Consider the following 1248-nt stretch of genomic DNA (forward strand, 5'->3'; position numbering starts at 1 on the left):
CTTCGGTTCAAGCGGTCAGGGAAACACCTCGATCTGGAGGTGTGATGAAGATGAAGCCACGGTTGCCGCGGCTGGTGCGGTTGCGGTTCTGGGCTGGCGTTCGCGATGGGTTGCTGGTTGCGGACGCCGCCCGGGCTGCGGGCGTGTCGCCGACGATCGGGTTTGTGTGGTTCCGCGAGGCTGGCGGGGTGGCTCCTGCACTGCCCTCACCGGGCCCAGCGGTGTACCGACGGTTGTCGTTCGCTGAGCGTGAGGACATCGCGATCTGGTCCGCGCAGAAGGTCGGGGTGCGAGAGATCGCGCGCCGGCTGGGCCGCTCGCCGGGCACGGTCAGCAAGGAGCTGGCTCGCAACGGGGGCGCGGCGCGGGTGCCGTACCGCGCGTCGACGGCGAACCACCGGGCCGAGGACCGGGCCCGCCGCCCGAAACCGGCTCGGCTGGCCACGAACCTGAGGTTGCGGCGGGAGGTCCAGGCCGGGTTGGAGGAGAATCGGTCCCCGGAACAGATCGCGGGCCGGCTCAGGCTGGACTTCCCTGACGAACCGGAGATGCGGGTGTCGCACGAGAGCATCTATCAGGCGCTGTACGTGCAGGGCCGGGGAGCGTTGCGGCGCGACCTGGCGGTGCACCTGCGCACCGGCCGGGCGATCCGCCGCCCGCAGCGCCGCCCCCAGGAACGCCGGGGGCGGATCAAGGACATGGTCAACATCAGCGAACGCCCACCCGAGGTGGCTGACCGGGCCGTGCCCGGTCACTGGGAAGGCGACCTGATCATGGGCTCGACCGCGTCGAACTCCGCGATCGGGACGCTGGTCGAGCGTGCCACCGGGTTCGTGATGCTGCTGCACCTGCCTCAGGGGTACCACGCCCTGGCCGTGCAGGAGGCGATGTGTACCGCGATGGCGCAGCTGCCCGACACGCTGCGCCGGACGCTGACCTGGGACCAAGGGCGGGAGATGGCCAACCACGTCGCGATCGCCGACGCGACCGGGCTGGACATCTACTTCTGCGACCCGCACTCACCGTGGCAGCGCGGCAGCAACGAGAACACCAACGGGCTGCTGCGCCAGTACTTCCCCAAAGGCAGCGACCTGTCCTTCCACGGCCCCGGCATCCTGGCCAACGTCGCCAACGAGCTCAACCGGCGACCCCGCAAGCGACACGGCTGGGCCAACCCCGCCGAAGTCCTCGACAAGCTACTGTCCGAGCACGACAACCCCGGTGTTTCCTTCACCGCTTGAATCCACC

At 69.7% G+C, this 1248-nt stretch carries 1 protein-coding gene; it reads left to right on the forward strand.

Annotated elements, in window-relative coordinates:
• The coding region (locus ACOJV9_RS16680) for an IS30 family transposase (RefSeq protein ID WP_420186361.1) at positions 1-1241 on the forward strand (1241 nt) is incomplete at its 5' end.
• Positions 1242-1248 lie beyond the last annotated feature (7 nt).

This window comes from Knoellia terrae, assembly GCF_048606435.1.
In the GTDB taxonomy this organism is placed as follows: Bacteria; Actinomycetota; Actinomycetes; order Actinomycetales; family Dermatophilaceae; genus Knoellia; species Knoellia terrae.